Annotated in this window: 15 protein-coding genes and 1 other RNA gene; 12 read left to right on the top strand and 4 right to left on the bottom strand. The window is 34.7% G+C overall.

All coding sequences use genetic code 11. The features are described from left to right. Positions 1 to 1,038, bottom strand: coding sequence for a helix-turn-helix domain-containing protein (locus tag LPB136_RS04865; RefSeq protein ID WP_072555051.1), 1,038 nt, complete (start codon positions 1,036 to 1,038; stop codon positions 1 to 3). A 126-nt stretch (positions 1,039 to 1,164) separates the two neighbouring features. Between LPB136_RS04865 and LPB136_RS04860 the strand changes: the two genes are divergently transcribed. The 6 genes from LPB136_RS04860 to LPB136_RS04835 all read left to right on the top strand — a co-directional run bounded on the left by LPB136_RS04860 (position 1,165) and on the right by LPB136_RS04835 (position 6,869). Further along, entirely contained in the window at positions 1,165 to 1,638 is a 474-nt protein-coding gene (locus LPB136_RS04860; protein WP_072555050.1) for a hypothetical protein, read from the top strand. A 30-nt stretch (positions 1,639 to 1,668) separates the two neighbouring features. After that, positions 1,669 to 1,869, top strand: coding sequence for a hypothetical protein (locus tag LPB136_RS04855; RefSeq protein WP_072555049.1), 201 nt, complete (start codon positions 1,669 to 1,671; stop codon positions 1,867 to 1,869). Positions 1,870 to 1,977: 108 nt separating this feature from the next. Continuing rightward, positions 1,978 to 2,439 (top strand): (2Fe-2S)-binding protein, encoded by a 462-nt coding sequence (locus LPB136_RS04850; protein ID WP_072555048.1) that lies wholly within the window; start codon positions 1,978 to 1,980, stop codon positions 2,437 to 2,439. A gap of 81 nt (positions 2,440 to 2,520) precedes the next feature. After that, positions 2,521 to 4,677 (top strand): xanthine dehydrogenase family protein molybdopterin-binding subunit, encoded by a 2,157-nt coding sequence (locus LPB136_RS04845; protein ID WP_072555047.1) that lies wholly within the window; start codon positions 2,521 to 2,523, stop codon positions 4,675 to 4,677. A gap of 297 nt (positions 4,678 to 4,974) precedes the next feature. Beyond that, the gene (locus LPB136_RS04840; RefSeq protein WP_072555046.1) at positions 4,975 to 6,222 is read left to right on the top strand and encodes an aminotransferase class I/II-fold pyridoxal phosphate-dependent enzyme; all 1,248 of its coding nucleotides are present in this window, start codon (positions 4,975 to 4,977) and stop codon (positions 6,220 to 6,222) included. Positions 6,223 to 6,425: 203 nt separating this feature from the next. Next, positions 6,426 to 6,869, top strand: a complete 444-nt coding sequence (locus LPB136_RS04835; protein ID WP_072555045.1) for an FKBP-type peptidyl-prolyl cis-trans isomerase — start codon at positions 6,426 to 6,428, stop codon at positions 6,867 to 6,869. Positions 6,870 to 7,066: 197 nt separating this feature from the next. Here the strand turns inward: LPB136_RS04835 and LPB136_RS04830 are convergent, their stop codons facing one another. The 3 genes from LPB136_RS04830 to LPB136_RS04820 all read right to left on the bottom strand — a co-directional run bounded on the left by LPB136_RS04830 (position 7,067) and on the right by LPB136_RS04820 (position 12,251). Further along, the gene (locus LPB136_RS04830; RefSeq protein WP_072555044.1) at positions 7,067 to 7,825 is read right to left on the bottom strand and encodes a hypothetical protein; all 759 of its coding nucleotides are present in this window, start codon (positions 7,823 to 7,825) and stop codon (positions 7,067 to 7,069) included. Between the two features lie 110 nt (positions 7,826 to 7,935). Continuing rightward, on the bottom strand, positions 7,936 to 10,386 hold the full coding sequence (locus LPB136_RS04825) for a TonB-dependent receptor (RefSeq protein ID WP_072555043.1): 2,451 nt from the start codon (positions 10,384 to 10,386) through the stop codon (positions 7,936 to 7,938). Between the two features lie 176 nt (positions 10,387 to 10,562). Then, complete coding sequence (locus LPB136_RS04820; RefSeq protein WP_072555042.1) at positions 10,563 to 12,251, bottom strand: M23 family metallopeptidase; 1,689 nt, start codon at positions 12,249 to 12,251, stop codon at positions 10,563 to 10,565. 156 nt (positions 12,252 to 12,407) lie between these two features. Here LPB136_RS04820 and LPB136_RS04815 point away from each other — a divergent pair, with 156 nt between their 5' ends. The 6 genes from LPB136_RS04815 (at position 12,408) to LPB136_RS04790 (ending at position 26,398) form a co-directional block, all read left to right on the top strand. Continuing rightward, positions 12,408 to 12,698 (top strand): hypothetical protein, encoded by a 291-nt coding sequence (locus LPB136_RS04815; RefSeq protein ID WP_072555041.1) that lies wholly within the window; start codon positions 12,408 to 12,410, stop codon positions 12,696 to 12,698. Positions 12,699 to 12,714: 16 nt separating this feature from the next. Further along, positions 12,715 to 13,005 carry a cell division protein ZapA gene (locus LPB136_RS04810; RefSeq protein WP_072555040.1) on the top strand — a complete coding sequence of 97 codons (291 nt, stop codon included), beginning with the start codon at positions 12,715 to 12,717 and terminating at the stop codon, positions 13,003 to 13,005. A 55-nt stretch (positions 13,006 to 13,060) separates the two neighbouring features. After that, a non-coding RNA gene (gene ssrS / locus LPB136_RS04805) (6S RNA) lies at positions 13,061 to 13,186 on the top strand. Positions 13,187 to 13,237: 51 nt separating this feature from the next. Continuing rightward, a complete protein-coding gene (gene rny / locus LPB136_RS04800) occupies positions 13,238 to 14,803 on the top strand; it encodes a ribonuclease Y (protein ID WP_072555039.1) in 1,566 nt (521 codons plus the stop codon). Between the two features lie 160 nt (positions 14,804 to 14,963). Further along, positions 14,964 to 17,804: a DUF7507 domain-containing protein gene (locus tag LPB136_RS04795; protein WP_072555038.1), complete on the top strand. Its 2,841-nt coding sequence runs from the start codon at positions 14,964 to 14,966 to the stop codon at positions 17,802 to 17,804. Between the two features lie 77 nt (positions 17,805 to 17,881). Then, positions 17,882 to 26,398, top strand: coding sequence for a DUF11 domain-containing protein (locus tag LPB136_RS04790; RefSeq protein WP_072555037.1), 8,517 nt, complete (start codon positions 17,882 to 17,884; stop codon positions 26,396 to 26,398). Positions 26,399 to 26,572 lie beyond the last annotated feature (174 nt).

Raw genomic sequence — 26,572 nt, 5'->3', positions numbered from 1 at the left:
TTAAGAAGCTTTAATTGTTACGTTTTGCTTGTTTTTTAAAAACTTACTTGGGCTAATTCCATATTTCTTTTTAAATATTTTTGAAAAGTAACTTCTGCTACTAAAGCCAATAGAATAGACTATTTGAGAGATGTTATAATCCGTATTATTAATTAAGTCACGAGCTTCTTCTAGCCTTACATGCCTTATGTATTCAATTACTGTTCTAGAAAATAATATTTTAAAACCTTCCTGTAATTTTGCTTGTGGTAAACCAAGAGTAATTGCCAATTCTTCCACATTATAATCTTCAGCTACATTGTTAGAAATTTTTTGTGCTATTTTTCTAACACTATTTAATTCTTTTTTACTTAGCGAAGTGTTAGGTTGCTTATTTGTTTTTACATCTTTATTATGTTGTAAAATATGTTCTGATAAAATTTGATAAATAATACCTTCTTTTATCAAAATTTTAATCATTCCTTTTTGTTTTACCTTATTATATCTTTTAATAAGGTTTGCTAACTTTAAATTATACGTTCCAAAATAAGCGAAAACATTTTCGTGTTGTTGATCGTAAAAAACTTCATACAAACGTTTATTTAATTGAGAAGCATCATTTAAACGTTTCCTAATAAATTTTAATCTACTAATTTGAATAACATGAATGTTCAACTTAACATTCTTTTCAAAATATCCATAATTATAACCACCATCTTTACTTGTAATTATTACAGATTGAAATTGAGTTAATTTCCTTTTTTTATTTTCTAATTCAAATCTATGAAAACAATGTCCTTCAGTTAAATAGGTAAAATGAATTGGGTTAAATTCAGAAGTATCCATAACCAAAGTTATATCTTCTAAGAAAGTTATATCATATTCTAAAACACTTCCTCCCCATTCAAACGTAATAAAAGTAATTTTACCAGTAGCAATATTGTTATTTACACTCAAAATATATTCGCCCCAACGTTCTATAATTGTACCACCAATAATTTCTTGAATTTGCTTAACCGTACCTTCAGTACTTTTGGCAGTAATATTAATTGTTATCATATAATGAGTTCTACAAAAAAATAAAGATATAGTTTTTAAATGAGTTAATAATCATTTCTATAGAGCAAATAAAAACTTAGTAGTTGCAGTAATTTTACATTGTAATCAATTTAAAAAATATATAACATGAAAAACACAAACATTTTAATTGCAATTTTATTTTTAATAACAGGAGCAATGTCAGCACAAGATATCTCTAAAAACGCTTTAGGTTTAAGAGTTGGAGACAATGATGGATTTGGTGGAGAAATCTCTTATCAAAGATATTTAGATGATAATAACCGTTTAGAATTTGATTTAGGTTTTAGAAACTCAAACAATGTAGATGCCTTTAAGTTAGTAGGTCTATACCAATGGGTGAATCCTTTAGGAGAAGACGGTTTTAACTGGTACGTTGGTGCTGGTGCAGGTTTGGGTTCTTTTAGTACTCCAGGAAATGATGGAACATTTTTTTTAGCAGCAGCTAATCTAGGTATCGAATATAATTTTGATATTCCTTTATTAATGTCTCTAGATATTAGACCAGAGTTAGGTTTTAACGATAGTTATAGCGACGATTTAGATTTTGATATAGCTTTAGGTATTAGATACCAATTCTAAAAAATTAATTAACTTTTAAACAATATAATTATGAACAAAACAATAAAAACAATTTTAATTGTAGTAGGAATTCTATTAGTAGCTTACGGAGCATACGAAATAATTGTACCAGAAGCATCTTTAGATATTGGTATAGCAGAATTTGAAGCACAAGATAACAACAGTGCATATATTACTCTAGGTGCAGGTATAGTAACGCTCTTGATTGGTTTATTTGTAAACAAAAAATAATTAATAAAAAGTGAAGCGAAAGCTTCACTTTTTTATTTTAAGAAATAATTAAAGGATTAATATTCAATTTTTTCGTAACTTTTACCAATAAATTAAAAACTACTTAAAATGCCAAACTACACTTTAAAAATAAACGGAGAACTCAAGTCTTTTTCTGCGGATGAAGACACACCTTTATTATGGGTTTTAAGAGACGAGTTAAATTTAGTAGGAACAAAATTTGGTTGTGGTATTGCACAATGCGGAGCTTGTACCATTCACTTAAATGGAATAGCAATGCGAAGTTGTCAGCTAAAAGTTTCTGAATTAGATTCAGAAGAAATCACAACAATTGAAGGTTTGTCTAAAGAAGGAGATCATCCATTACAAGAAGCTTGGAAAGAAGTAGATGTGCCACAATGTGGTTATTGTCAAGCAGGGCAAATTATGACTGCGGCTTCGTTTCTTAAAGACAATCCATCACCTTCACAAGAAGAAATAAGACAAGCAATGCACGGTAATTTGTGTAGATGTGCTTCGTATAATAGAATAGAAAAAGCAGTAGCAATTGCTGCAAAAAAAATGTCTTAATTGAAAAAACGTTCTTCGAAGAAGAAACCTTAAAATTGTCATTCCCGTGAAAACGGGAAACTAATTAAAATTACTTAAAGCATGGAATCTCCAAAAAAATATAGTTTTAGCAGAAGAAATTTTTTAAAAACATCTGCTTTGGCAAGTGGTGGAATTATGATTGGTTTCAATCTGTTATCAGCTTGTAAACCCAACGTAACACCATCCGTGGATGTAGAAAATTTAAATTTCAATGATTTTAATGCATTTATTAAAATTTCAAAGGAAGGTTATGTAACTATTTTTTCACCAAACCCAGAAATTGGACAAGGTGTAAAAACGTCTATGCCAATGATTATTGCAGAAGAATTAGATGTTGAATGGAATAAAGTTCATGTAGCACAAGGGAAGTATAACAATAAAGAGTATCAACGTCAAGTTGCAGGAGGAAGTCAATCAATACGTTTTGGTTGGGATGCTTTAAGGCAAACAGGTGCAACCACAAAGCAAATGCTAATTAATGCTGCAGCTATAAAATGGAATGTTGATGCTGCAACTTGTTCGGCTTCAAAAGGGGTAATTACCAATGCAAAAGGAGAAACATTAGGTTATGGCGATGTTGTAAATGAAGCGGCTTTATTAGAAGTTCCAGAAAATGTTACGCTAAAAAAGCCTTCGGAGTATACAATTATAGGAAAAAGTGCTACCAATGTAGATTTAGATAAAATTGTTACAGGAAAACCCTTGTTTGGTTTAGATTATGTAGCTGAAGGAATGCAGTATGTTTCGGTTCTACGTCCGCCAGCATTTGGGCAAACCTTAGCAAGTTTTGATGATACTGAAGCTAAAAAAGTAAACGGAGTTTCTCAAGTGATAAAATTTGGCGATAAAGTTGCAGTTTTAGCAAGTAATACTTGGGCAGCAATGAAAGGTAAAAAAGCTATAAAAGCTACTTGGGTAAGTAATGAAAAGTTAGAAAGTACGGATGATCACGATAAAATGCTGACTAAAATTTTAAACAGTAACAAGTCTGAAGTTAGAAGGGAAGACGGAAATGTTAAAAAAGCATTTTCTAAAGCAGATAAAGTGATTGAAAGAACCTATCATTCACCATTTTTACCACACAATTGTTTAGAACCAATGAATTTTTATGCAAATGTAACTGCAGAAAAAGTACATTTAGTTGGGCCAATTCAAACTCCACAGTGGACTGTTGGTAACGTTGCTCAATTATTAAAAAGAAAGCCAGAAGAAATAGAGTTAGAAATGACAAGAATGGGCGGTGGATTTGGTCGTCGTTTATATGGCGATTTTGCTATGGAAGCCGCAGAAGTTTCTTTACTTTCTAATAAACCCGTAAAAGTGGTGTTTTCTCGTGAAGATGATATGACAGACGGAATTTATAGACCCGCAATAAAATATAGAATTGCAGCATCTATAAAAGATAATAAAATTACAGGTTATCATTTAAAAGAAGCTGCAATAAATGGAAATATGTATGGATTAATTCCTAATTTTTTTCCTGCAGGTTGTATTCCTAATTATAAAGTTTCTACAGGAAATTACCAAAGCAATATAACAACAGGGGCCTGGAGAGCGCCTTATACTAACTTTTTAGCGTTTGCAGAACAATCTTTCTTTGATGAATTGGCAGATGAAATTGGTAAAGATGCAGTTCAATTACGAATTGATTTATTGCAAAATGTAAAAAATACAGAAGATAAAAATATAGAATATTCAGGAAAACGAATGGAAGACACCATAAAACTGGCTGCCGAAAAAGGTGGTTGGGGAAAAGCAAAAGAAGGTGTTTACCAAGGTTTTTCAGCTTATTATAGCCACAACACACATGTTGCAGAGTTAGCTGAGGTTGTTATTAAAAATGATTTACCTGTTGTTACTAAAGTAGTTGCTGCGGTAGATTGTGGAATAGTAGTAAATCCAACTGGAGCTAAAAATCAAGTTGAAGGTGGTGTTTTAGACGGAATTGGACATGCAATGTATGGTGATTTAACGTTTAAAGACGGAAAACCATCAAATAAAAACTTTGATACTTACAGATTAATAAGAATGAATGAAACTCCTAAAGTAGAGGTTCATTTTGTGGAAAATGAATTGTCACCAACAGGACTAGGAGAACCAGGACTTCCGCCGGCTGGTGGAGCAGTGGCAAACGCAATACATAAAGCATTGGGTAATCGAATGTATAAACAACCGTTTATTGCTGAATTAAAAAAAGAAGAAAATATAGTTGGTTAAATATTAATAGATAATTTTTTTAATATGAATCTCCTAAAATGTAAGGCTTTTAGGGGATTTTTTTTGTTATTCCATAGAAATCTATGCTAACTTTCTATGGATTTCCTGTCCGCATAAGAATGACAAAAATCACCAAGTTTTCCCGCGTTAGGGATTGCAGCATTTGTTTGAGCTCTTTTGTGAAGTATGAACAAAAAGCGAGTGCGGAAAGCCCGCTCGAACGCCCCCAAAAAATCTATTTGAATAGTTCTTAAAAAAACGTTAATTTCGCAACCTACAAAAAATTAGAAGTAACAAATGGTAAAGGATTTATTTGAGAGGATTAAGGAAGATAAAGGACCGTTAGGAAAATGGGCTGATAAAGCAGAAGGGTATTATGTTTTTCCAAAGTTAGAAGGACCAATTTCTAACAGAATGTCTTTTAATGGTAAGAAAGTAGTTACTTGGAGTATCAATGATTATTTAGGTTTGGCAAATCATCCAGAAGTTTTAAAAGCTGATGGAGATTCTGCTGCAACAGACGGATTAGCGTACCCAATGGGTGCAAGAATGATGTCTGGTCATACAAAATACCACGAACAATTAGAGCAAGAATGTGCTGAATTTGTGGATAAAGAAGCTGCATATTTAGTAAACTTTGGTTACCAAGGAATGGTTTCTGCCATTGATGCTTTGGTAAACAAAGACGATATTATTGTGTACGATATGGACACACACGCTTGTATTATTGATGGTGTTCGTTTGCATGCTGGTAAGCGTTTTGTGTATAGACATAATGATATTGAAAGCTGTGAGAAAAATTTACAACGTGCTACAAGAATGGCAGAAAAAACGGGTGGAGGAATCTTATTAGTTTCTGAAGGTGTTTTTGGAATGCGTGGAGAACAAGGTAGATTAAAAGAGATTGTTGCGTTAAAAGAGAAATATAACTTCCGTTTATTGGTAGATGATGCACACGGTTTTGGAACTTTAGGAAAAGACGGTAGAGGTACTGGTTTTGAGCAAGGAGTACAAGACGGAATAGACGTTTATTTTGCAACTTTTGCAAAATCAATGGCTGGTATTGGTGCTTTCTTTGCTGCGGATAAAGATATAATACAGTATTTACAATACAATATGCGTTCTCAAATGTTTGCAAAATCGTTACCAATGCCAATGGTAAAAGGTGCGTTAAAACGTTTGGATATGATACGTACAATGCCAGAATTAAAAGATAATCTTTGGAAAATTACCAATGCATTACAATCTGGTTTACGTACTGCTGGTTTCGATTTAGGAACAACACAAACGTGTATTACACCAGTTTATTTAAAAGGAGAAATACCTGAAGCAATGGCAATGGTACACGATTTACGCGAAAACCACAGTGTATTTTGTTCAATAGTTGTGTATCCTGTAATACCAAAAGGATTAATTATTTTAAGGTTAATTCCAACAGCAAGACACACACAAGAAGATGTAGATGAAACTATTACTGCGTTTTCTGCTATTAGAGAGAAATTAGAAGACGGAACTTATAAAAAAGTTGCTGCGGCAATGATGTAGGTTTTGTAATTTATAAAATTGAAAAATCCAGCTGAAAGGCTGGATTTTTTTTATGTGTTTTTAACCGATTTGTCATAAGATGATAGGTTAACTGACAAAGTTGCTGATTAAAGGTTTATAAACTGCTGTTTTCTCTTTTGGCTCGGTTTTGGTCTTAATAGTTCCAGTAAATAAAAATGAATTATTAAATTAAAAGATATAGTATGAGTCAAGTAAAAGCGAATAGCACAGTAGTAGTACATTATACAGGTAAATTAGAAGACGGACAAATTTTTGATACTTCTGAAGGAAAAGAGCCAGCAGAATTTGTTTTAGGAGAAGGAAGATTAATTCCAGGTTTTGAGAACGGTTTAATTGACATGAAATTAAGCGAAAAGAAAACCATTACAATTCTTAAAGCAGATGCTTATGGAGATGTTGTTAAAGAAATGATTCAAGAAATTAAGAAAACAGATTTACCACAAGATATGGAACCACAAGTTGGTATGGGACTTGTTTCTAAAGGACCAGATGGTCAAGAAATTAATTTAATGATTGCTGAGGTGAAAGAAGATACTATTGTTATAGATGGTAATCATCCGTTAGCAGGTAGAGATCTTATTTTTGATCTTGAAGTTGTTGAAATTAAAGAAACTGCTACTGCTTAATACAGTAAGTATGTTTTTATAGAATTGAAAAATCCAGCTCTTTGAGCTGGATTTTTTATGTGTATTATTTTTAATATTTCGCTAACGGTTTATGTATAAGATTAGTTGCGTGTTTCAAGCAACTAATTTACTAGATTTAACACGAACGGCGAAATTCCGAAGGAATTTCCCAAGTGAGCCAAAACTAGCAATTAATTTTATACGGTGTTGTGGGTATGTGCTTTGTTTTCAAACTGTTTTAATATTTCAATACTTTTATTCAATCTTTCCAAATCATATTTTGGAAATGTATTTTTAAAATTTAATAATCTTTGTTTTGATAGTTTATCTCCATTTAAAGCACAAGTCAGTAATATTTCTTGTAATGACCATAAGTTCTTTTCATATTCATCAGATTTTTTATTTTTCAATTCAATAGTTTCTTTAAAATATTCATTTGCTCGAATTAAAGCTTTTTCACTAATTAATGGTGGTTTTAAAATGAATTCCTTTTCCGTTATTTTTATGCTATCATTTTCAACGTAAATTTCCTCTTTAAAAACAGAGTAATATTTTTGAGTCCAATTATTTTCCTCATATTGTTTGTCCCAATAAAAGAACATTCTTATAGGTTCAATTATTAATTTTCCATTTTTATATGATTTATCATAAGGACCAAACTCATTCCTTATAGTTTTTCCAGTTTTAAGGTCGTAAATTGTTTCAGTTCCACTTCCAGCTTTTCGTTTACTCAAATATTCAATCTTATTTTTATAGGTTGCTAAAATCTCATATTTTTCGTGACCGTCAGCTACAATATTAACTCTTGTTGTATCACAGAATATGATACTATCATTTCTTGAGTAAATTCCGAAATCTGGCCACCTTTCATCTGGACAATCAAAGAAAGGTTTAATCTCTTTTTTACAAGAAAAAATTGATGTTATTAAAAATAAAAATATAATTGTATTTCTCATTTTTTGCATTACCCACAATGTTAAAAAGAATATTCACAGTTTTAATTGTTAATATTCAACGTTAGCGAAGTTACCTGGAAATTAGTTAAGAATCAAACTAAATATTCTAATTAAAACTTCATTCCAACTTTAAAGTTCAATACTCTACCTGTCATAAAGTTAGGTATTCCGTATTGCTGTTTAGAATACACATCGCGTACCCAAGTATTAGTGTTAGAGTTCAAGATATCAAACATGTTAAAGAGTTCTAAACCAGCTGTTAATTCTTTGAAATTACTTAAAAAACCAGTTTTATATTGTTTTTTAGCATCTGCAAAAACATAAGAAACGCCAATATCTGCACGTTTATAGTCTTTTAATCTATTCTGAAATTGATAAACATCTGCATACGCTGGCGAACCTCCAGGTAAACCTGTATTGTACACCAAATTTAAATAAGCTTTTAAATCTGGTAAATTTGGCACATAATCTTGAAATAAAATTCCCACTTTTAAACGTTGGTCGGTTGGTCTTGCAATATAACCTTGGTTGTTAATGTTTTCTTCGGTTTTTAAATAGCCTAAACTTACCCAACTTTCGCTTCCAGGAACAAACTCACCATTTAAACGAACATCTAATCCGTAAGCATACGCATTTGTTACATTATCTGCTCTATATCTAATTCTTACATTATCTACTGTATATGAATTTACATCAGACAAGTTTTTGTAATGCAGTTCTGTAGTTAACTTAAAAGGACGTTCCCAAAGTCTAAAACTGTATTCGTTTCCAGCAACAATATGAATGGATTTTTGTGCTTTTACTTCTGGATTTACTTCGCCATTATTATCTCTTAATTCCTTATAAAACGGAGGTTGAGAATACCAACCACCAGAAATTCTAAATAACATGTCTTTATCCCAATCGGGTTTTATAGCAAATTGCCCTCTTGGACTAAATATAAAATGATCTTCTTCGGAAAAACCTTCGGCATTAACTGACCAACTTTGTGCTCTTACGCCTGCATTAAACCAAACTTGATGTTCGTTTAACATTGTTTTTCTACTGAATTGCACAAAACCAGAAACTCTATTAATATCTACATCATTTTCTGCTCTAATGTCTTGAAAAGGTTCAATAGGTCCAGTAAAAGGAGTGTAAGGTTGGTTGTTACCAATGTTATGATGTGAAGGACGAATAGAAAAACCTAAAGAATCGATGATTTCCCATTCTCTAATGCGGTCTTTTATATTTTCTGTTTGATATTTTACACCTGCTCGCCATTCGTTTTTACCATCTTTCAACGTTGCTTTTACTTGAACGTTTGTAATTAATGCATCTAAATCGTTTCGAGCGTGATTTATTTGTGAGCCAATTCCTTCAGAAAACTGAACATCTCCAAAATTATCGGAACCAATATTGCTATCAACTTCACCTAAATTATATGAAGCCGCAATATCAAAATATTCTTCTTCTTGCGTATTAAAACTAGAAACTGTTGCGGTGATGTTTAAGTTTTCATTTACTTGATAATCTGCAGAAAATGCGCCAAAAAGGGTTTGGTAACTATCTTTTTCTTGACCGTCATAATAAACAATTAATTCTAACGGATCTACAACAGTTCCAAAACGAGTTCTTCGCGATAATGGTTTGTAGTTGTAATCGTTTAATGAGAAATTTCCAAGGAAATTTAGAGACAGTTTTTCGTTAACTTCATAAGAAAGAAATGTTTGAACATCTGTAAATTTTGGTCTAAAATTAACATCAGTTTGCTTACTATTCACAAACAAACTGTTATCTCTATAACGAATGCCAAGAATTGCGCTTAATTTATTGTTTAGTAAAGTACCTTCAATAGTTGCACTTCCGCCTAATAAACTCATATCTATTTGCGCACCAAATTCAGTTGGTTTTCTGTAGGTAATGTCTAAAACAGATGATAATTTATCGCCGTATTTTGCTTGAAATCCTCCAGCAGAAAAATTAATATTCTGAATCATGTGTGAATTGATAAAACTTAAACCTTCTTGTTGTCCAGAACGAACCAGGAAAGGTCTATAAATTTCAATTCCGTTTACATACACCAAGTTTTCATCAAAATTACCACCACGAACATTATATTGTGTGCTTAACTCGTTATTATTACTAACTCCAGGGAGTGTCATTAAAACATTTTCTACACCAGCATTTGCACCAATTAGATTTTTAACTTTTTCGGTTGAAATTGTTGTGATTCCTTCAGCTTCTTTTTTTCTGTTTCTAACAATTACTTCTTCAATTTCTTCTGTTTTAAAACGCAAAGTAGGCGAGTAGGTAAATGTTTTTACGCCACGAGCTGTAAATTTTTTACTAACAGATTTGTATGAAACATGCGTAAAAGTTACGGCAACCGTTTTACGAATTGGAATGGTAAATTGATAACGACCCTCTTTGTCTGTAATTGTTCCTTTTCCTTGATAAGAAATTGCAACACCTTCAATTGGTGCATTGTATTTATTGGTAAGTTTACCTTTAATAGTAGCTGTTTTTTGAGCAAAAAGCACAGAAGGTATTAGTATAAATAACAGTAAAATATGTTTCAAAATATATTTGCTTTAGGTCTTAATTCTCTTTTCTTGTTTTTCTAATACTTGTCATTCCTGCGAAGGCAGGAATCCAAAATAAACTTAATCTAGATTCCTGCCTACGCAGGAATGACAGGGAATTTTAAAAAAATTCACCCATTTATTCCTACCTCATGGAGAGCTTAGATGGGTTTTTACTTTCTGAAAAATGTTGCAGAAATGTTTTTGGTATTTCCAACATTGTCAGAGACTACAAGTTTAAAAAGATGTTTGCTGCCAACCAACTTTTTATCATTAAAATTATAGGTTAAAATTCCGCGTTTATGATTGTATTCCATTAAAATCCATTCTCCGTCTATGGTTGCTCTAAAATTTTTAATTCCTGAACCAATATCAGAAATTTTAACTTTTAGCGTTTTAGCTTTAGATAACCATTGTTCATTTTTAAAATTTAGTAATGAAATTTTAGGGTTTATTTTATCTGAAAGTAATTTATAACTTCCAAGCGTTTTAGTTGTACAATAAAATGTAGTTTCTTTTTTCTTTGTTGCAACGTACCTTGGATATTTTTTATTGGTAACATTGGCAATATAGAGTTGTTCTTTTTCAGCTCCAGAATAAGAAGAAACATCAAAAGTTAGTGTAAATTTTTTATCTAAAGGAATCGTTGATTCATGTACTTTAGCAACTCCGTTTTCAACCTTAAAATCTAAAAATAAGTCCTTATAAAATGTGTTTTTAGGAAAAGCAATGGTTACATTTTCTTGTTGAAATTTATTAAAATTCTTTGCTTTAACTTTATAAGCAGTTGTGTCTTTTGAAGAAAAAATAGTGTTGTTTGGAACTCCTTTTACGGGTATTTTTAAGTTAGATGAATTTCCTTTAAAATCTTTAGCAATAATTTCGATGTTATAATTTACTCCGTCTTCAATATAAATTTTTCCATTATCTAATAAATCGCTGTAAATACTTAGTTTATTAGATTTTACTTTATGTGTCTTTTGAAATCGGCTTTTAAATTTTTTATAAAAAGGATAATCAATTAATAGATTAATGAATTTACTTTCAGCAAAAGAGAAGGTTTCTACATCGTGGTAATAATAACGTTCCCCGTTTACGTTCATTTCTAGACTGTAAATTCCGTTTTTGTTGGCAGCTCCATTCAACCTATCAAAAGCATTAACCCCAAAACCAATATAACCATTTGCGGTAATTCTATTGGTTACGTATTTATTATCGCCAACATTTTTTATATTTAAAACAACATCTTTAGAAGCTTGATTGATACGAGAATTATTATCTAAAGCATATACTTTGGCTTTTTGTAAAGTAGGTGATTTTGTATCTTCTGGAAAAATTCCAAAATGCATCGGATTTATAATGTGTTCTGTTGCTGTATCACGAATTTCAAAGTGTAAATGTGGACCGCCAGAACCACCTGTGTCACCAGTAAAACCAATAACATCGCCTTTTTTTACAGGGAACTTTTCTTCCGAAGGAAAAATATTACCAGTTTGATAATTTTCTTTTTTGTACTGAATGCTTTTTACATACTTTTCTATAGGCTCTTCAAATTTTTGAAGATGTGCATAAACCGTTGTGTAACCGTTGTAGTGTGTAATATAAATTGCTTTACCAAAACCCCATTGAGAAACTTTAATTCTAGATACATAACCATCTGCCGGAGCATAAATTTTAATTCCTTGTCTTCCTTGTGTTTTAATGTCTAAACCAGAGTGGAAGTGATTGCTACGCAACTCACCAAAAGTACCCGATAATACAAGCGGAATTTTTAAAGGATTTTCAAAATCGGTTTGTGGATATTTTTGAGAAAATCCGAAGGAATACATAAAAATAAATAGAAGTAAAATGTGTTTTTTCAAAGTGCAATGTTTAACTGCTAAAGTACTAAATTTGTGCCAAATTTATAATGGCCTTAGTGTTCTGAATAACAGTGGTTTAATAAAAAGATAAAATTTTATTGCTTTATTAAGAAGAGAATGTTAAATTTGGGGGATAGTTTATTATTAAATTGATAGATGAGTAATACGTTAAAAGCCATTCATTTATTGGAAGAAAAGTTGCAAAACTTACTTAACAATTATGAATTTTTACAAGAAGAAAACAAGGCTTTGTTACAAAATAACACAAGTTTACAACATCTATTAAAAGAAAAAGATAAGCAAATTAATAAACAAGCTGAACAATATAGTTTGTTAAAAGTTGCTAAAACTATAGAAGGTAGTAAAGAAAATACAAGAGAAACAAAACTCAAAATAAATGCTTTAATTAGGGAGATTGATAAATGCATTCTTCAATTAAATTCATAAAAAAAAAGTTCTTTAAGTGGCAAAATTAAAAGTTAATGTAGTAATAGCTGGTCGTACATATCCATTGAGTGTTAATAACACAGAAGAAGAAGAAGGTATGCGTAAAGCAGCAAAAAGCATTAATGAATTAGTTACTAAATATGAACAAAATTATGCGGTAAGCGATAAACAAGATGTATTGGCAATGTGTGCCTTACAATTTGCATCTAAAGCAGCTATAACTTCAATAATTACTGAAGTAGAAAATACCGAAGCATTAGAAAAGATAAATGAACTTACAAAAATAGTAAGTTCTCATTTAGAGTAAAAAAGTTCTTTAAAATACATTACAATACTGCCTACATTAGTACATTGTTTGTTAAACTCAACGTTATAGATTTAAAAAGGATGAGTTTTGGTTAGGAAAGCACGCCGTTATTATTAGTTTACTAATTCTTAGACGGATCCTTGATAAGCCAGTTAGTCCTAAACCTGTTTTTTAGGAGTTTTAAAAAACCTTGCTGATGTAGGCTTTTTTTTTTATATATAAATCAACAATTATGAACGAAATAGTACTTCTTGCAGTTGCAGGAATAGTTGGAATAGTAATCGGTTTTTTGATTGCTAAAATGTTAGAGAAATCTAAATCTAATAAATTAATATTACAAACAAAAAAGGAGGCTAGAAGCATCTTAAAAGAGGCAAATGTAGAAGCTCAATCTATAAAAAAGGATAAAATATTACAAGCTAAAGAAAAATTTATAGAGTTAAAATCTGAGCATGAAAAAGTAATTTTAACTAGAGAAAAGAAAATTGGTGACGTTGAAAAACGTATTAGAGATAAAGAATCTAGAGTATCTTCTGAATTAGATAAAGGTACAAAACTTAATAAATCTCTAGCTCAAAAAGAAAAAGACTTCGATTATAAATTAGAGTTTTTAGATAAAAAAGAAGGCGAGTTAGAAAAAATGCATAATCGTCATGTAGATATGCTTGAGCAAATTTCTGGTTTATCTGCAGATGAAGCAAAAGCAGAGTTAGTAACATCTTTAAAGGATGAAGCAAAATCTGAAGCAATGGCATTTATTCAAACTTCAATTGAAGAAGCAAAATTAACCGCAGAACAAGAAGCACGTAAAGTTGTTTTAGGAACTATCCAAAGAGTAGGTGTTGAGCAAGCAGTTGAGAACTGTGTATCAGTATTTAACTTAGAGTCAGATGATGTTAAAGGACGTATTATTGGGCGAGAAGGTAGAAACATCAGAGCTTTAGAAGCTGCAACAGGAGTAGAAATTATTGTAGATGATACACCAGAAGCAATTATACTTTCTTGTTTCGATTCTGTTCGTAGAGAAGTAGCACGTTTATCAATGCATAAACTAGTTACTGATGGTAGAATTCACCCTGCAAGAATTGAAGAAGTTGTTAAGAAAACTGAAAAACAAATAAATCAAGAGATTATAGAGGTTGGAAAACGTACAGTTATCGATTTAGGTATTCATGGTTTACACCCAGAATTAATTAAAGCTGTAGGTAGAATGAAATATCGTTCTTCATACGGACAAAACTTATTACAGCACTCTCGTGAAGTTGCTAATCTTTGTGGAATTATGGCTGCAGAAATGGGCTTAAACGCAAAAGCTGCAAAACGTGCAGGTTTATTACATGATATAGGTAAAGTACCAGATACTGAAAGCGAATTACCACACGCATTATTAGGAATGCAATGGGCAGAGAAATATGGTGAAAAACCAGATGTTTGTAATGCTATTGGTGCTCACCACGACGAAATAGAAATGAAGAGTTTAATTTCTCCAATTGTACAAGTTTGTGATGCAATATCAGGAGCAAGACCAGGTGCAAGACGTCAAGTGCTAGATTCTTATATACAACGTTTAAAAGATTTAGAAGAAATTGCTTTTGGTTTTAACGGAGTTCAAAAAGCATACGCTATCCAAGCTGGTAGAGAATTACGTGTTATGGTAGAAAGTGCTAAAGTAAATGATACTAAAGCAGCAGAATTATCATTTAATATTTCTCAGAAAATACAAAATGATATGACGTACCCAGGACAAGTTAAAGTTACTGTTATTAGGGAAACAAGAGCTGTTAATGTAGCTAAGTAAAATTTATAAAAAGTAAAATATAATTAAGGATTGTTTATAAAACAGTCCTTTTTTTTATGGTATTAATACTTGTAATTGTGACTTCATTATATATTTTTGTGTCTTATAAATTATATTTATTGCACGAATTGGTAAATGTGATATTGTTTATTTAATTGACATGAAGAACAGCAGCTTATTATTGTTATTATATTCACTTATATTTTTAAATATAAGTAATGTTACTGCTCAATTAGATTTTAAACATTATTTACCACCACTTAAGCAAACTGCGGGTACAAATGGTAGAAACCCTACAAGATCTAACAATCAAAACGCTCCAGCAATAAAAGAACAAGCAATTTATCTTTCAACTCCAGAAGCAACAACTTTTACTGTTAATGTATATAGAGGAATAAGTACTACACCTTGGAAAGTAATTACAAATTTATCTAATACCAACCCTCATATTATAAATAGTACAGGAGATACAGATACAGATCCATTTACAACTGGAGGTTTAACAAATGGAAATAATAATATAACACTTGTAACTAATGGTAATACAGGTAGAGTTTTAACCAATTCAGGTTTACGATTTGAAGCACCTGGTGGACAAAAATTTTATGTAAATTATAGAGGACGTTCAGGTTCTCAAGCAGGGTCTTTAACATGTAAAGGAATTAAAGCTTTAGGAGTAGATTTTAGATGGGGAGGAATACCAAATACTGCAACAAATGGTAACTTAAGCACTAGTTTAGGTATTATGGCTACTGAAGATGGCACAAGAGTAAACATATTTGGTTACGATCCAGGTTGTGAATTTAGAGAAGAAACAGATCCCGACGGTATAACAGATGATAACCTTGAAATTTTCCTTGATGCCGGTGAAACTTATGTGTTAGAAGCGCAGCAAACAGAAACAGCAGCAAACCAAAATGGTTGGTTAGGTGCCACTATTACAGCAACAAGAAATATAGCTATTGTGAATGGTGGATTAAATTTTGGTGTAGCCTCAGGTAGTGGAAGTAGAGATGTTGGTATAGATCAACCGGTTTCTACAAATGTTTTAGGAAGAGAATATGTTTTTGTAAGAGGTAATGGTAATACATCTAATGAAGGAGAATTTCCTGTTATAGTTGCTACTGAAGATGGTACACAAGTATTTGCAGGAGGTAATTTAATTGGGACAATTAACAATGGAGATTATTTAGTAATACCAGGTTCAAATTATTCTAATAATTTAGTTGGTGCAAATATGCATGTAACAACTAGTAAAAATACCTATGCATATCAGTGTTTATCAGGAGCGTCTGGAAGGCAAACTTTAGGTATGAATTTTATTGCGCCAGTAAATTGTTTATTACCTGATACCCTAAATGAAGTACCACAAATTCATCGAATAGCAGGTGTAGATTCTAATATATCTGCATTAACAATTACAGTAAGTACATTAACTGCAGATGGAGATATTGAAGTTTATGAAAACGGAACTAGAATTCCATTAGCAAATGTAGTTTCTGTTCCTGTTACAGGAACCTCAGATTGGAAAACTGTTTATGTAAGTAAAGGAAACGGAACCCCTCCAAATGACGACCTAACAGGAGAAATATCTGTTGTAACTCCTGGACCAATAAGTGTTGGAACATTTATGAGTTTAGGGGCTAATGCTGGTTTAGCAGGTTATTTTTCAGGATTTGATACAGTACCACAGGTTTTTATAGATATTACTGGTGGAGGTTGTTTTCCTGGTTCTAACTTGGAAGAAGTAACAGGAGATTTTCAAGCATATCAATGGTATAAAAATGATGTACTAATTCCAGGTGCTACATCTCAAACTTTTAATCCAAATACGGAAGGTGTTGGAGATTACTTTGTTAGAGTTACAAAAGGAACTTGTTCTTATGACTCAGGAGTAGTAACTTTATATACATGTGATCCTGATATTCAAGTGACAAAAATAGATAATGCTGACCCTATTTTAGAAGGCGATGAAGTTACTTTTACTATTACAGTAAGAAGTTTTGGAGTAGATCCAGTAAATAATTTAGTGATTAATGATGTGCTACCAAGTCAATTTGATTTAGTTAGTGGAACACCCAGTCCTGGATCTGGAACTTGGACAAGTCCAAATTGGAATATAGGAACTATAAATCCTAGCCAAATTTTCACTATTACTATTGTAGCTAAAGCAAAAGATGAATCAGGTGGAGTAACAGCTACTAATACAATAACATATACATCAGACTCTACAGAGCCAGTGCCTAATATTACTCCAGACGATTTAACTGAGCCAGTAACTATACTTAATGGTGAAATAGCGTTAACCAAAGAAGGTACTTTTAATGATGGTGGAAATGGTACTCAAATAGGAGACTTAGTTAATTACACTTTTACAGTTACAAATCCTGGAGAAGTTGAATTAGAAAACGTTATTGTTAATGATCCATTACTAGGAGGAAATATATCCGGGCCAACAAGTGGTGATACTGATAATGATAATAAATTAGATGTAGGAGAAACATGGATTTACAATGCTAGTTATATTACTACTTTGGCTAATTTCCAAAATGGAAAGGTAGATAACACTGCAACTGCTAGTGGAGATCAGACTAATAGTTTAACAAAGACCAACTCATCATCAGATTCAGTTGATTTAATTTCTGTTGATTTGAATTTAACAAAAACAGTCGATAATGCAATTCCAAAAATAGGGTCAGTAATTATTTATACATTAACTTTAAAAAATAATGGACCTTTTGATGCAACAAATGTACAAGTTATAGATGTTTTACCTAATGGGGTGATTTATAGAGCTGCTCTATCAACAATTCCAGCTGGTACAACATATAATACTATTGCAAATGTCTGGGATTTAAGCGGTATAACATTCAATAATGGAGAAACTATAGTTTTAAATTTGGCAGCTGTAATAAATTCAGCTGGAATTATTATTAATACAGCGGAAGTTAAGCAAAATGATCAACTAGATATTGATTCTGTGCCCAATAGCGGTAATTAAAAGGAAATATATTTTACTAATAATAATAATTTGTATTTTTGATTGAATTATAATAAGTTTATTATTTCCAATGTAATATGAAGATAATTAGTTTTAAAAAAATTATATTTTTTCTATTTTTAGTAAATGTCCTTGGAATTTCAGCCCAAACAGTTACTAAAACGTATTCTGGTGGTATTGTTACTGTTGATGGAGAAACAGAGACATTACCTGGGGTTGTATTTGCAGCTTCAGATTTTCCAAGTGGATGTGTTGTAGAAAGTGTCTCTGTAATTATTACTTGGAACAAAACAGATGGTTCTTGCGCATCTCCTAATACGGGAAATTCTTATCATAATGAAACCGGATTTATAATTTCAGGGCCAATAGGAAACACAACTCTTGCTGCAACAGGTACTTGGTCAGGAAGTACAAGTATTAATAATGTAACAACAGCTTTTAATAGTTCAGGAGGATCTCCATCAGGCACACCGGTTAGCGGATCTTTCGGCGCACCAGGTTTATCAAGTTATATTGGAGATAATCCTATAGGAACTTGGAGTCTTATAGGTCAAGATACAGCAAATCAAGATCCTTTATGTATTATAAGTTATACTGTTGCTATTACAGTAACAAATATTAATGCAAATGCAGGCCCAAATATTACCTTATGTGAAGGAGAAACAACAAATTTATCTGCAACAGCAAACGGAACGGGACTTACCTATTCATGGGATAATGGTTTAGGAGCTGGGCAAACACAATCTTTTGTACATACAAAAACTGGAGGTGATGGAAATCAAAATGTAAACTATACAGTAACTGTAACAGATGCAAATGGTTGTACAGATACAGATGTTGTAAGAGTAACCTATAGAAGTGCTCCTGATGTAACAGTTACTAAAACTGATAGCGAATGTAACCAGGATAATGGAACTATTACATTTTCATTTCTAGATAATACTGCAAGAACAAATATTGAATTTAGTTTAGATAATCAAGCTTCATATGAATCTCCTGCTCCAAGTGATGCAAGTGGAAGTGTGACTTATTCTTCTTTAGCGCCAGGAACCTATAACATATGGACAAGATGGGGAAATAATCAATGTCCAGTTGATTTAGGTTCTATTACTATAGACGAAGTTGACACTACAGCTCCAGTAGCACCAACAATAGCAGACGAGACTTTTGAGTGTAGTGGAACACCAACGACGCCAACCACAACAGATGCTTGTGATCCAGCGACCATCAATGGAACAACCACAACAACGTTTCCAATCACGACCTTAGGAACTACCGTTGTAACGTGGACATTTACGGATGCCAGTGGAAATTCAACAACGGCAAATCAGAATGTAATTGTTCAAGATACGACAGCTCCAGTAACACCAACCATTGCAGATGAGACATTTGAATGTAGTGGAACACCAACGACGCCAACCACAACAGATGCTTGTGATCCAGCGACCATCAACGGAACAACCACAACAACTTTTCCAATCACGACTTTAGGAACTACAGTTGTTACTTGGACATTTACGGATGCCAGTGGAAATTCAACAACCGCGGATCAGAATGTAATTGTTCAAGATACGACAGCTCCAGTAACACCAACCATTGCAGATGAGATATTTGAATGTAGTGGAACACCAACGACGCCAACCACAACAGATGCTTGTGATCCAGCGACCATCAACGGAACAACCACAACAACTTTTCCAATCACGACTTTAGGAACTACAGTTGTTACTTGGACATTTACGGATGCCAGTGGAAATTCAACAACCGCGGATCAGAATGTAATTGTTCAAGATACGACAGCACCAGTAACGCCAACAATAGCAGACGAGACTTTTGAGTGTAGTGGAACACCAACGACGCCAACCACAACAGATGCTTGTGATCCAGCAACTATCAATGGAACTACTACGACGACTTTTCCAATCACAACATTAGGAACTACAGTTGTTACTTGGACATTTACGGATGCCAGTGGAAATTCAACAACGGCAAATCAGAATATAATCATTCAAGATACGACAGCTCCAGTAACACCAACCATTGCAGATGAGACATTTGAATGTAGTGGAACACCAACGACGCCAACCACAACAGATGCTTGTGATCCAGCGACCATCAATGGAACAACCACAACAACTTTTCCAATTACTACATTAGGAACTACAGTTGTTACGTGGACATTTACGGATGCCAGTGGAAATTCAACAACGGCAAATCAGAATGTAATTATTCAGGATACGACAGCACCAGTAACGCCAACAATAGCAGACGAGACTTTTGAGTGTAGTGGAACACCAACGACGCCAACCACAACAGATGCTTGTGATCCAGCAACTATCAATGGAACTACTACGACGACTTTTCCAATCACAACATTAGGAACTACAGTTGTTACTTGGACATTTACGGATGCCAGTGGAAATTCAACAACGGCAAATCAGAATGTAATTGTTCAAGATACGACAGCTCCAGTAACACCAACCATTGCAGATGAGACATTTGAATGTAGTGGAACACCAACGACGCCAACCACAACAGATGCTTGTGATCCAGCGACCATCAACGGAACAACCACAACAACTTTTCCAATCACGACTTTAGGAACTACAGTTGTTACTTGGACATTTACGGATGCCAGTGGAAATTCAACAACCGCGGATCAGAATGTAATTGTTCAAGATACGACAGCTCCAGTAACACCAACCATTGCAGATGAGATATTTGAATGTAGTGGAACACCAACGACGCCAACCACAACAGATGCTTGTGATCCAGCAACTATCAATGGAACTACTACGACGACTTTTCCAATCACAACATTAGGAACTACAGTTGTTACTTGGACATTTACGGATGCCAGTGGAAATTCAACAACGGCAAATCAGAATATAATCATTCAAGATACGACAGCTCCAGTAACACCAACCATTGCAGATGAGACATTTGAATGTAGTGGAACACCAACGACGCCAACCACAACAGATGCTTGTGATCCAGCAACTATCAATGGAACTACTACAACAACTTTTCCAATCACGACTTTAGGAACTACAGTTGTTACTTGGACATTTACGGATGCCAGTGGAAATTCAACAACGGCAAATCAGAATGTAATTGTTCAAGATACGACAGCTCCAGTAACACCAACCATTGCAGATGAGACATTTGAATGTAGTGGAACACCAACGACGCCAACCACAACAGATGCTTGTGATCCAGCAACTATCAATGGAACTACTACAACAACTTTTCCAATCACGACTTTAGGAACTACAGTTGTTACTTGGACATTTACGGATGCCAGTGGAAATTCAACAACGGCAAATCAGAATGTAATTGTTCAAGATACGACAGCTCCAGTAACACCAACCATTGCAGATGAGACATTTGAATGTAGTGGAACACCAACGACGCCAACCACAACAGATGCTTGTGATCCAGCGACCATCAACGGAACAACCACAACAACTTTTCCAATCACGACTTTAGGAACTACAGTTGTTACTTGGACATTTACGGATGCCAGTGGAAATTCAACAACGGCAAATCAGAATGTAATTATTCAGGATACTACAGCACCAGTAACGCCAACAATAGCAGACGAGACTTTTGAGTGTAGTGGAACACCAACGACGCCAACCACAACAGATGCTTGTGATCCAGCAACTATCAATGGAACTACTACGACGACTTTTCCAATCACAACATTAGGAACTACAGTTGTTACTTGGACATTTACGGATGCCAGTGGAAATTCAACAACGGCAAATCAGAATGTAATTGTTCAAGATACGACAGCTCCAGTAACACCAACCATTGCAGATGAGACATTTGAATGTAGTGGAACACCAACGACGCCAACCACAACAGATGCTTGTGATCCAGCGACCATCAACGGAACAACCACAACAACTTTTCCAATCACGACTTTAGGAACTACAGTTGTTACTTGGACATTTACGGATGCCAGTGGAAATTCAACAACCGCGGATCAGAATGTAATTGTTCAAGATACGACAGCTCCAGTAACACCAACCATTGCAGATGAGATATTTGAATGTAGTGGAACACCAACGACGCCAACCACAACAGATGCTTGTGATCCAGCAACTATCAATGGAACTACTACGACGACTTTTCCAATCACAACATTAGGAACTACAGTTGTTACTTGGACATTTACGGATGCCAGTGGAAATTCAACAACGGCAAATCAGAATATAATCATTCAAGATACGACAGCTCCAGTAACACCAACCATTGCAGATGAGACATTTGAATGTAGTGGAACACCAACGACGCCAACCACAACAGATGCTTGTGATCCAGCAACTATCAATGGAACTACTACAACAACTTTTCCAATCACGACTTTAGGAACTACAGTTGTTACTTGGACATTTACGGATGCCAGTGGAAATTCAACAACGGCAAATCAGAATGTAATTGTTCAAGATACGACAGCTCCAGTAACACCAACCATTGCAGATGAGACATTTGAATGTAGTGGAACACCAACGACGCCAACCACAACAGATGCTTGTGATCCAGCAACTATCAATGGAACTACTACAACAACTTTTCCAATCACGACTTTAGGAACTACAGTTGTTACTTGGACATTTACGGATGCCAGTGGAAATTCAACAACGGCAAATCAGAATGTAATTGTTCAAGATACGACAGCTCCAGTAACACCAACCATTGCAGATGAGACATTTGAATGTAGTGGAACACCAACGACGCCAACCACAACAGATGCTTGTGATCCAGCAACTATCAATGGAACTACTACAACAACTTTTCCAATCACGACTTTAGGAACTACAGTTGTTACTTGGACATTTACGGATGCCAGTGGAAATTCAACAACCGCGGATCAGAATGTAATTGTTCAAGATACGACAGCTCCAGTAACACCAACCATTGCAGATGAGACATTTGAATGTAGTGGAACACCAACGACGCCAACCACAACAGATGCTTGTGATCCAGCGACCATCAACGGAACAACCACAACAACTTTTCCAATCACGACTTTAGGAACTACAGTTGTTACTTGGACATTTACGGATGCCAGTGGAAATTCAACAACGGCAAATCAGAATGTAATTATTCAGGATACTACAGCACCAGTAACGCCAACAATAGCAGACGAGACTTTTGAGTGTAGTGGAACACCAACGACGCCAACAACAACAGATGCTTGTGATCCAGCGACCATCAATGGAACCACAACTACAACTTTTCCAATCACGACTTTAGGAACTACAGTTGTTACTTGGACATTTACGGATGCCAGTGGAAATTCAACAACGGCAAATCAGAATGTAATTGTTCAAGATACGACAGCTCCAGTAACACCAACCATTGCAGATGAGACATTTGAATGTAGTGGAACACCAACGACGCCAACCACAACAGATGCTTGTGATCCAGCAACTATCAATGGAACTACTACAACAACTTTTCCAATCACGACTTTAGGAACTACAGTTGTTACTTGGACATTTACGGATGCCAGTGGAAATTCAACAACGGCAAATCAGAATGTAATTGTTCAAGATACGACAGCTCCAGTAACACCAACCATTGCAGATGAGACATTTGAATGTAGTGGAACACCAACGACGCCAACCACAACAGATGCTTGTGATCCAGCAACTATCAATGGAACTACTACAACAACTTTTCCAATCACGACTTTAGGAACTACAGTTGTTACTTGGACATTTACGGATGCCAGTGGAAATTCAACAACGGCAAATCAGAATGTAATTGTTCAAGATACGACAGCTCCAGTAACACCAACCATTGCAGATGAGACATTTGAATGTAGTGGAACACCAACGACGCCAACCACAACAGATGCTTGTGATCCAGCGACCATCAACGGAACTACTACAACGACTTTCCCAATCACGACTTTAGGAACTACAGTTGTTACGTGGACATTTACTGATGCGAGTGGAAATTCAACAACGGCAAATCAGAATGTAATCATTCAAGATACGACAGCTCCAGTAACACCAACGATTGCAGATGAGACTTTTGAGTGTAGCGGAACACCAACAACGCCAACCACTACAGATGCTTGTGATCCAGCAACCATCAACGGAACAACCACAACAACTTTTCCAATCACGACTTTAGGAACTACAGTTGTTACTTGGACATTTACGGATGCCAGTGGAAATTCAACAACGGCAAATCAGAATGTAATTATTCAGGATACGACAGCACCAGTAACGCCAACAATAGCAGATGAGACTTTTGAGTGTAGTGGAACACCAACGACGCCAACCACAACAGATGCTTGTGATCCAGCAACTATCAATGGAACTACTACGACGACTTTCCCAATCACGACCTTAGGAACCACAGTTGTAACGTGGACATTTACGGATGCCAGTGGAAATTCAACAACGGCAAATCAGAATGTAATTATTCAGGATACGACAGCTCCAGTAACACCAACCATTGCAGATGAGATATTTGAATGTAGTGGAACACCAACGACGCCAACCACAACAGATGCTTGTGATCCAGCGACCATCAACGGAACAACCACAACAACTTTTCCAATCACGACCTTAGGAACCACAGTTGTAACGTGGACATTTACGGATGCCAGTGGAAATTCAACAACGGCAAATCAGAATGTAATTGTTCAAGATACAACAGCTCCAGTAACACCAACAATTGCAGATGAGACTTTTGAGTGTAGTGGAACGCCAACGACGCCAACCACAACAGATGGATGTGACCCAGCGACCATCAACGGAACTACTACAACGACTTTCCCAATCACGACTTTAGGAACTACAGTTGTTACTTGGACATTTACGGATGCCAGTGGAAATTCAACAACGGCAAATCAGAATGTAATTGTTCAAGATACAACAGCTCCAGTAACACCAACAATTGCAGATGAGACTTTTGAGTGTAGTGGAACGCCAACGACGCCAACCACAACAGATGGATGTGACCCATCAACCATCAACGGAACAACAACGACAACGTTTCCAATCACGACTTTAGGAACTACAGTTGTTACTTGGACATTTACGGATGCCAGTGGAAATTCAACAACGGCAAATCAGAATGTAATTATTCAGGATACGACAGCACCAGTAACACCAACCATTGCAGATGAGACATTTGAATGTAGTGGAACACCAACGACGCCAACCACAACAGATGCTTGTGATCCAGCGACCATCAACGGAACAACCACAACAACTTTTCCAATCACGACTTTAGGAACTACAGTTGTTACTTGGACATTTACGGATGCCAGTGGAAATTCAACAACGGCAAATCAGAATGTAATTGTTCAAGATACGACAGCTCCAGTAACGCCAACAATAGCAGACGAGACTTTTGAGTGTAGTGGAACACCAACGACGCCAACCACAACAGATGCTTGTGATCCAGCGACCATCAATGGAACAACAACGACAACGTTTCCAATCACGACTTTAGGAACTACAGTTGTTACTTGGACATTTACGGATGCCAGTGGAAATTCAACAACGGCAAATCAGAATGTAATTGTTCAAGATACAACAGCTCCAGTAACACCAACAATTGCAGATGAGACTTTTGAGTGTAGTGGAACGCCAACGACGCCAACCACAACAGATGGATGTGACCCATCAACCATCAACGGAACAACAACGACAACGTTTCCAATCACGACTTTAGGAACTACAGTTGTTACTTGGACATTTACGGATGCCAGTGGAAATTCAACAACGGCAAATCAGAATGTAATTATTCAGGATACGACAGCACCAGTAACACCAACCATTGCAGATGAGACATTTGAATGTAGTGGAACACCAACGACGCCAACCACAACAGATGCTTGTGATCCAGCGACCATCAACGGAACAACCACAACAACTTTTCCAATCACGACTTTAGGAACTACAGTTGTTACTTGGACATTTACGGATGCCAGTGGAAATTCAACAACGGCAAATCAGAATGTAATTGTTCAAGATACGACAGCTCCAGTAACGCCAACAATAGCAGACGAGACTTTTGAGTGTAGTGGAACACCAACGACGCCAACCACAACAGATGCTTGTGATCCAGCGACCATCAATGGAACAACAACGACAACGTTTCCAATCACGACTTTAGGAACTACAGTTGTTACTTGGACATTTACGGATGCCAGTGGAAATTCAACAACGGCAAATCAGAATGTAATAGTAACTTCTTGTACTGCTGATTTAAGCATAACAAAAACAGTTAATAATGCTATCGTCAAAGTTGGAGATAGAATCATTTATACAGTAAGATTGAAAAATGATGGACCTGAAGAAGCTTTTGGTGTTCAGGTTACAGATATACTCCCATTTGGACTTCAATATGATGCTAGTAATTCAATTATCCCTGCAGGAACAACATATAATACTATTACTAATATTTGGGATTTAAGTAATATTACTGTGCCAAATGGTCAAACAATAGAATTGAAAATTGCAGCTATAGTAGCAAGAGTTGGTACAATTACTAATGTTTCAGAAGTAACACAAAATAACCAATTAGACCCAGATTCTACTCCTAATAGTGGTAATTAGGTATTAAAATGGGGAAAATCACCCTATAATTATTTCTAATTTATCTATACATTTGACTAACAATAAGGAGAATTATTTTTCTTTCCCCACAACAAAATGTTGTAATCTTCTTATAATACTCTAAGTTTTATCCCTATTTCCCCGATTAAACCTATACCCTTATTAGGTTGTTTC

Origin of the sequence: Tenacibaculum todarodis (assembly GCF_001889045.1) — a bacterium.
In the GTDB taxonomy this organism is placed as follows: Bacteria; Bacteroidota; Bacteroidia; order Flavobacteriales; family Flavobacteriaceae; genus Polaribacter; species Polaribacter todarodis.
The sequence above is the reverse complement of the archived record's forward strand: the minus strand, read 5'-3'. Positions and strand labels throughout refer to the sequence as shown.